This window comes from [Phormidium] sp. LEGE 05292 (assembly GCF_015207735.1).
Lineage (GTDB): Bacteria > Cyanobacteriota > Cyanobacteriia > Cyanobacteriales > Aerosakkonemataceae > Floridanema.
On sequence record NZ_JADEWG010000220.1, the window covers coordinates 1 to 7928 of the forward strand.

Annotated in this window: 7 protein-coding genes; all 7 read right to left on the reverse strand. The window is 42.7% G+C overall.

Annotation, left to right across the window (positions count from 1 at the left end; genetic code table 11):
- On the reverse strand, nucleotides 1-759 hold a 759-nt coding region (locus tag IQ264_RS30160; protein WP_193985996.1), incomplete at its 3' end, for a cobyrinate a,c-diamide synthase.
- A 103-nt stretch (nucleotides 760-862) separates the two neighbouring features.
- Nucleotides 863-2227 carry a glucose-6-phosphate dehydrogenase assembly protein OpcA gene (gene opcA, locus IQ264_RS30165; protein WP_193985998.1) on the reverse strand — a complete coding sequence of 455 codons (1365 nt, stop codon included), beginning with the start codon at nucleotides 2225-2227 and terminating at the stop codon, nucleotides 863-865.
- 164 nt (nucleotides 2228-2391) lie between these two features.
- Complete coding sequence (gene zwf / locus IQ264_RS30170) at nucleotides 2392-3921, reverse strand: glucose-6-phosphate dehydrogenase (protein ID WP_193986001.1); 1530 nt, start codon at nucleotides 3919-3921, stop codon at nucleotides 2392-2394.
- A gap of 39 nt (nucleotides 3922-3960) precedes the next feature.
- On the reverse strand, nucleotides 3961-4740 hold the full coding sequence (locus IQ264_RS30175) for a hypothetical protein (RefSeq protein WP_193986003.1): 780 nt from the start codon (nucleotides 4738-4740) through the stop codon (nucleotides 3961-3963).
- 127 nt (nucleotides 4741-4867) lie between these two features.
- Complete coding sequence (gene tal / locus IQ264_RS30180; RefSeq protein WP_193986005.1) at nucleotides 4868-6013, reverse strand: transaldolase; 1146 nt, start codon at nucleotides 6011-6013, stop codon at nucleotides 4868-4870.
- Between the two features lie 87 nt (nucleotides 6014-6100).
- Nucleotides 6101-7159, reverse strand: coding sequence for a class 1 fructose-bisphosphatase (gene fbp, locus IQ264_RS30185; protein WP_193986007.1), 1059 nt, complete (start codon nucleotides 7157-7159; stop codon nucleotides 6101-6103).
- Between the two features lie 400 nt (nucleotides 7160-7559).
- Nucleotides 7560-7928 (reverse strand): hypothetical protein (locus IQ264_RS33775; RefSeq protein WP_322744835.1); only part of this gene is annotated, 369 nt, incomplete at its 5' end.

Sequence of the window (7928 nt, forward strand, 5' to 3'; positions counted from 1 at the left end):
GGATTGGGGACTGGGGACTGGGGACTGGTAATTTAGCAATGACAGGCAAGATGACTGTTCTACTTGACTTTTCAGCATTGGGAGAAGTTTTTCCCAGTCAAAACAGGTTTCTCCTAAATGGACTAATTTCTCAATTACAGCATCCAATTGGGGAAGTTCGGCGGTGGGTATTAAACCTAAATGTCGATCGGGAATTGCAATATCATCTTCTCGGCGCAAAACTCCTAAAATCGGCAAATTCAAAGGTAACAAAGCATCTTTTAAAAGTTCTAAATGTCGATCGCTTCCTACCCGATTTAATACTAAACCAGCTATCTTAATTCTAGGATCAAAAGTGCTGAAACCTTGTGCGATCGCAGCGACAGAACCCGACAATCGACTACAATCAATCACTAATAATACAGGTAAATTCAACAACCGAGCAATATGTGCAGTACTAGCAAAAAACTTATCTTCTTCCCCATTCCCAGTCACCCTTACCCCATCAAACAACCCCATCACCCCTTCAACTAAAGCAAATTCTACTCCTTGAATATGACGGGAAAAACATTGCTTGACGTAGGTTTCCGAAGTCAGTACTGGATCTAAATTTCGACAGGGTTTTTCAGTAACATAATGATGAAACATTGGGTCAATGTAATCTGGCCCAACCTTAAAAGATTGTACTTCTAAATGGCGATGTTTTAAAGTAGCAAGCAGGGCAAGCGTGACAGTTGTTTTACCTACCCCGCTGCGTTCTCCGGCAATTATTAAACCCATGTTTGGTAATTGGTAGTTGGTAGTTGGTAGTGGGAATTTCTCATTTAATATCTCATAGATCTGCCAATTCCTGATTCAACAATTACCAACTACCCACTACCCACTACCGATTTACTAACTTGAGAATTTGCGCCGTTACTGTCATACTTTCTTCGTATAACACATCACGACTCCAGCGTTGTAACTGCTGACTCAATAACTTTTCTGCTTGTTGATCGAACATTGGTGTTACTTGTTCAATGCGACAATTTTGTGCGCCACCGCCAGATTCCATTCGCATACAACCTGCGATTTGGGAACATAAAATTGTGCAGCAGTCAGCTTGGGGATTAGTTGACATTAAACGTAACCCAATTAAATCACCGGGTATTTCTCCAGCGGCGATCGGAATTGCGGCTAATTCTACTTCAATTTGTCGTTGATCTGCACCGACAAATTTAATCTTTTTAATGTCATATTCGCCGCCTTGATGTTCATAAGCAACTGGATGCCATTGTAACCGACTCGCAAACCAACCTAAAAACATTAAAGCTTGTGCTGGATTGCCTTTTTCATAATCAATTGTTACTTGATCAATTTCCTTGACATGAGGACGACGTTCTGGTGGATCGAATGCTTCTGCGGTTAATTCTTGCCAATTGAACAAACGCCGCCAATTCAAGTCAGCAATATTTAATCCTGACTCAATCAAATCTTGCACCACTAGCAAATCTTCTTCTGTACTATTGAAGTGAGAAGAGTCAAGAATAATGGAATTGCTAGACTCAGCAATGCGCTTAAATAAATCGTGGTTGGGATCGGGTGTTGCTTTCCACCAAACGAATTTGGGCAAATCTGCGATCGCCAATTCTGGAATCATCCCACTAATCCGATCTAAAGCAGCTTGTGTCCCTCTCAGAGTAATATATTCACAGCAAATTAACGTCGTGCTAGTGCGTTTTTGAACCGGACAATAAGCAGAAACTTGGGCGTTTACACCTGCATCTTCACCCACAGTTGGACACAGCGCAATAATGCGACAAGGATTCACAGAAGCGATCGCATCAGCAAAACCAGCTCCAGAAGTATCCAACGCATATTGGGTACTTTTTGCCCCGTTACCATCCGCTTTTAAACCATCACCTTTTTTGGCAATTTCCTCTTTTAATTTCGCCAAAGTTTCAGAATTAGACTTTCCGGTTACTTCCAATCCCAAAGCTTTTTGGGCAACTTCTAAAGCTGCTTGAGTCCGAGGCCCTTCAATGCCATCAATCGGCCCCATATAATATCCTAAAACCGCTAAAAGTTGTTGGGTTTCTTCTGGTTCATAAATTACTAAACTAAAAGTTGCTGCCCTAGTTGCAGCTGCAAAAGCACCTTCGCCATCACCGTAACTTTGCCAAATTTGACTTAGTTCGGTTTCAATATCCGCGACAGATACATCTTTTGGTGCTTGTAACGAAACTAATGGTGCAGATGAGGTAGTCATAGTTAATTAGGTAATTGGTAGTTGGTAATTGGTAGTTGGTAATCGGTCATTTGCTTCTACTTATTAATAACAAATGACCAACGAGCAATTAGTGCAGAGTAGCAAAAATAACTATGAAGTAGAAAAAGGTTAATTATTTCCTTCTGCCTTGGAGCCTTCTTAAATTAGGGTCTTCGCCAACGTTTACCATCACGGTTAATCAGCAATTCTGCTTCTGCTGGTTCCCAAGTTCCCGCTTCATATTGCGGAATTAAGGCGGGGTCTGTGGGAGTTTCCCATGCTGTAAGTGCGGGAGTAACTACTCGCCAAGCTTCTTCTACTTCATCAGCGCGAGTAAACAAAGTTTGGTCGCCCATCATGCAGTCTAACAATAAGCGATCGTAAGCGTCGCCACTAGTTTTACCAAAAGCTGTGCCATAACCAAAGTCCATTTCTACAGTCCGAGTTCGCACTTCTAAACCAGGCATTTTCACCTCAAACCGCAAAGCAATTCCTTCGTTTGGTTGAATTCGCATAATTAACACATTCGCACTGGCTTGTTGGGCTGCCGACTGAAATAATAAATAAGGCACTTCCCGAAAATGAATCGCTATTTCCGATACTTTTTTCGGCATCCGTTTCCCAGTTCGCAAATAAAAAGGTACACCTTGCCAACGCCAATTATCAATCATCAATTTCATCGCCACATAAGTTGGCGTAGTGGAATTAGGATCGACTCCATGTTCCTCACGATATCCCGGCACTTTTTCCCCTTTCATCCAACCAGCTGAATATTGCGCCCGAACTGCTGATTGAGTTAAATCATGGACATTTGCCAAGCGTGTCGCTTGCAAAACTTTGACCTTTTCTGTCCGCACAGAATCAGATTCCAAAGAGTTAGGCGGTTCCATTGCCGTCAAGCAAAATACTTGCATTAAATGGTTCTGCACCATGTCACGCAACGCCCCAGAGGTTTCGTAATAACCTGCACGGTCTTCTACGCCTACAGTTTCAGCTACAGTAATTTGAACGTGATCGACAAATTGCCGATTCCACAAAGGCTCAAAAATCGCATTGGCAAACCGAAAGACTAATAAGTTTTGTACGGTTTCTTTCCCCAAATAGTGGTCAATCCGATAAACTTGTTGTTCTCTGCAATATTGAGTTACAACTCGGTTCAGTGCCCTAGCAGTTCCTAAATCTCGACCAAAAGGTTTTTCAATCACCACGCGGGTTTTTGTCGCATCAGCAGTCATCCCCGCATTTCCCAACTGTTTAATTGCTTCCCCATACAATTTGGGTGCAACTGATAGGTAAAATACCCGATTTCCTCTCGTACCTCTTTGACCATCTAACTCTGCTAAAAATGCTTTGAGTTTTTGATAGCTGTCTGGGTTGTCAATATCACCGGAACAATAGAACAAACCTTGAGCAAATTCTTGCCAAAGTTCTTCGCTACCCACGCCTTCAGAAAATTCGTCTAATCCTTTCCGCATTTGTTCGCGGAAATAATCATGACTCCAGTCTCGACGCGCCACGCCTACGATCGTAGTTTGTGGTGGTAGTCGTCGTTCTCTTCTTAAATAATAAATTGCCGGAATTAACTTGCGTTGAGTGAGGTCGCCAGATGCACCGAAGATCACTAGAATTTGTGGTTCGGGCATCTTTTCTTGTTGTAAGCCTACGCGCAGGGGATTGGGTAACAGTGTGACCATTTTGTTCTTTCTACCTTATATATATGTGTCAATTTTCGATTACGACTTAATTTGTAACCGTATTTCTTCTAACTGTTGCGTTAATTCCTTGACTTGAGCAGTTAAAGAATTAATGATTCCTTCATATTCAGCTTTCAATTCGGCTCTCACTTCGGCTCTAATTTTCTCCCTTTCATAAGCTAAACGACGTTCCCAATCAATATCTCGCTGTCTAAGTTCGGCTTTGAGTTGTCTGTTTTCTTCCCGCAACCTTTCTAATTCTGCCGCTACTTCAGCTGAACGCTTTTCCCTCTCGATATTCTGTCGCCGAATTTGCTCTCTGAGTCGCTGATTCTCTTGGCGCAACTGTTCTACTTCCGAGAGATTACCCGCAGAGTTTCGCGTTGTCTTCGGTGATGAGAGTTTTTCGTCAACTAACCGCTGTACTGCTGCGGCTGTGGGAATACCATTTGGCGCTAACTCTATTGCCTGTTGCCAAATTTCTAACTGTAACGCTGGTGGAAGTTGAGTCAAGGGACGAACTTGACGCTCTTTCGTCGGAATTTTGTCACCCATGGGTGACAAATTTTCGATAACTAGGGCAGCATCAATGAAACGATAAGCTGTCTGTCTGGCAATTCCCCACCTATCTCGGCAATAAGCCTCAAAAGTTTTGTGAGTTTCTCGGTACAGTTTCTGTTCCCGAATTTCTTCCAAAGCTTTGCCGACTTCATAAAAAGTCTGAAGTCCCCGTTCGATGACGGTTTCTAGTTCGCCAAGTCTCGCTTTTTCGTCAGCATCAAGCTGGGCGTTCAGGCTGGTGTTGTTGGTACTTAACATGGCAGTAGTCTCCAATTTGGCAACACAACAGTGGTGATTGAGGAAAAGCTGCTTCCCCTGAGTAGAGTAGAGACGTTGTATACAACGTCTCTACATCAAGGGGATGAGCAGCAACGATAGCCTTAATTTAAACTGGCTCCAGTTGTTTTACCTTGGTTTCTAAAGAATCCATTAAGGATTGGAAGGGTTGCACAAATTTCTCAATTCCTTCGGTGAGAAGTTCATCCATGACTTGATTAATGTCAATGTCAATGTCTGGATCTTTGAGGTTTTCGATTAGGGAGTAAGCTTCTTCGACTTTCGATTCCACCCGATTCTCTACATCACAGTGATCGGCGCAAGCTTCGATCGTGTTCGGTGGTAAAGTGTTCACTGTATCGGGACCGATCAATTCATCAACGTACATGACATCGCTGTAATGGGGGTCTTTGGTGCTAGTAGAAGCCCACAATAAACGTTGGACTTTGGCACCTTTGGCGGCTAGTGCTTGCCAGCGATCGCTCTCGATAATCTCTTTATACTTTTGGTAAGCAATCTTGGCGTTAGCAATGGCAACTTTCCCTTTCACATCACGCAATTTTGCTTCGACGTTAATGTTCTCCACACCCGCTTTCAATTTGCGATCGATCCGACCGTCAATGTTAGAATCAATCCGGCTGAGGAAGAAGCTAGCAACCGAAGCAATGTTGCTAATATCTTTACCTTCAGCAGCCCGTTTTTCCAAGCCAGAAATGTAAGCCCAAGCCGTATTAATGTAACTGTCTACTGAGAATAACAGTGTCACATTCACATTAATTCCATCGGCAATTACTTGCTCAACTGCGGGTAATCCGGCGCTAGTTCCAGGAATTTTAATCATCACGTTTTCCCGACCGATTTCTTGATAGTAACGGCGGGCTTCGTTAATGGTAGCTTCGGTGTCGTGAGCAATGGTAGGTGGTACTTCAATGCTGATGTAACCATCTAATCCATTTGACTGTTCGTAAACTGGACGGAAGATATCGCAAGCATGACGAATATCGTCAAAAATCAGAGATTCGTAAATCTTGTAAGTTGGTAAACCTTCCCGGATGCCTTTTTCGATATCGGCATCGTAGATTTTGTTGCCTGCGATCGCTTTTTCAAAAATCGCCGGATTAGAAGTAATCCCTTTAATCCCACGATCTTCAATCATTCGTTTAAGTTCACCGGACTCAATCAGATCGCGAGTCAAATTATCCATCCAGATGCTTTGACCGTATTCTTGAATTTCTAAGATATGATTGGTTGTCATGTTCTTCCTGTTTTACTAGTATCTACTGTGCGAACTGGTTGGTGTAAATTAAATATTTATGAACTGACAATTACCGCGCGACTCACTTTAAAGAATCGCTTTTTCCTGGCTTTCCCTAACAGCTTCAGTAATAAAAGATTCCACTAAAGCAACATCCTCTTTACTGCCAATAATTAGCGGCACACGCTCATGCAATTTCTGGGGTATTACATCCATAATATCTTGCATTCCGGTACTAGCACGACCACCAGCTTGTTGGGCTAAAAAAGCTAAAGGTGCTGCTTCATAAAGCAACCGCAATTTACCTTCTGGTTTCTTCTTCGTGCCGGGATATAAAAATACTCCCCCCTGAAACAAAATGCGGTGGAAATCTCCCACTAATGCTCCACCATAACGGGCAGTATAACCTTCATGGCGATGCACATAACGGATGTAATCCCGAATCGATTCTTCCCACTGCCAAAAGTTACCTTCATTGACACTATAAATCGGCCCATGTTCGGGAATTTGAATGTTTTCGTTAGAAAGAATAAACTCACCTAAACTAGGATCTAGTGTGAAAGAATGAACACCTTTGCCGATCGAATAAACCAGCATAGTACTCGGCCCGTAAAGTATATAACCAGCGGCAATTTGTTTGTGTCCATTTTGTAACAAATCTAAGGCAGAACCATCTTCATCAATGCCTTCTTGTTGGCGAATTGAAAAGATAGAACCAACATTAATATTGATGTCTATGTTGGAGGAACCATCGATCGGATCGTAGAGCAAAGTATAACGTCCAATTGGGCAATTTTCTGGGATGTAATAGGGTTTTTCCATTTCCTCGGAAGCTAAGCGACAAACTAATCCACTTTGCTTAAACACCGAGATAAACACATCATTAGCGTATAAGTCCATCTTTTTGACAGACTCTCCCTGTACATTTACCTCCCCAGTAAATCCCAGGACATTTTCCATTAAACCTGCTCTACTCATGCGGCGAGCAATTAATTTTCCCGCCAAAGCAATGCGATTCATTAAAGCACTTAAGTCTTGTGCGTCTGCTGAGAAACTTTGTAATTGCTGCAAGACATGACGGGACAGTGTGGTACAATCCCGGTCTAGGGCAGGTTCCTGAGCTAGAGGCCCAGTAGCTTCTGTCATTTATCTTCCTCCTCTCTACAAAAGCCGCTTTTTGAGTGGGGCAGTTGTTCAGATATTGCTCCTGCGATTCATGCCCAAGCGTCTCCTATTAATAATCTTAAAGAGGCTTTTTTCATAGAGCCTCTAACTTTAGATGAACTACAGAAATGCTATTTCCAGATAAAGCAAAAACACTTATTAGGCAATACGTCTTAGGTATTATTTTTTAAGCAAAAAGGTCTACTTTAGGACTGACGCACTGAGTACGCCCAACCCCCTTCCCAAGGGGGTTATTAAGTTCCCCCCTTGGGAAGGGGGGCTAGGGAGGATCTAAGTTTCAGGCTCCAGAGTGTGTAAGTCCTATACTCAAAGTTGGTAGACCTAGCTTTTTTAATGAGTAATGATACTTAAGAAGTAGTTATCATTCGATCGAAATTGTTTGTGGCCCACTACTTCTGCCATTGTTACCTTCAGTGGTGGTGGGACTAGGGGTGGTAACACCTGATTGTTGATCTAGCCAGCTTTTCACGGGATCGTCATTTAAGCTAAGGCGAAACATACCAGAAAGAAATCCACCCATAAAGGAAACAGGGTTTTGGATTATTTCTTTAAAAACGGGGGTTAGTTCATCAAGAAACATAAGTAATATACTGGCGCAATTATGATTCCTCTGGGATTGTAGCGCGTCATCGGAATTCAAGGCAGGAATTTCTCTGAAGGCAGAAGGGAAGAAAGGCTCCAAGGCAGAAGGAAAAATTTCTCCTTGTCCCCTTGTCCCCTTGTCCCCTTG